The sequence below is a fragment of the Streptomyces wedmorensis genome (assembly GCF_000716445.1).
Lineage (GTDB): Bacteria > Actinomycetota > Actinomycetes > Streptomycetales > Streptomycetaceae > Streptomyces > Streptomyces wedmorensis.
The window spans coordinates 1-260 of record NZ_JNWK01000212.1 but is presented as its reverse complement, the minus strand read 5'-3'; the positions used below and the strand labels follow the sequence as shown (position 1 = coordinate 260).

2 pseudogenes are annotated in these 260 nt (G+C 70.0%); both read left to right on the top strand.

Going from position 1 to position 260, the window contains the following annotated elements:
* Positions 1 to 138, top strand: a pseudogene (locus tag OO54_RS48240) (ABC transporter); the annotation flags it as partial.
* Positions 135 to 260: pseudogene (locus OO54_RS48235) on the top strand (ABC transporter permease); the annotation flags it as partial. The pseudogenes OO54_RS48240 and OO54_RS48235, both read left to right, overlap by 4 nt.

The window sequence follows — 260 nt, the reverse complement described above, 5'->3', positions numbered from 1 at the left end:
CGCTCCCTCCTCGACTGGCTGGACTCGACCGGCATCGAGGCCGACGAGCTCACCGTCCACACCCCCGACCTCGACGACGTCTTCTTCGCCCTCACCGGCCCCGACCGGCCGAACCAGTCCACGGAGGCTGCCCGATGAGCTCGCTCGCCCTCGCCGTACGGGACTCGTCCACGATGCTGCGCCGCAACCTCCTGCACGCCCGCCGCTACCCGTCGCTCACCCTGAACCTGCTGCTCACGCCGATCATGCTGCTGCTGCTC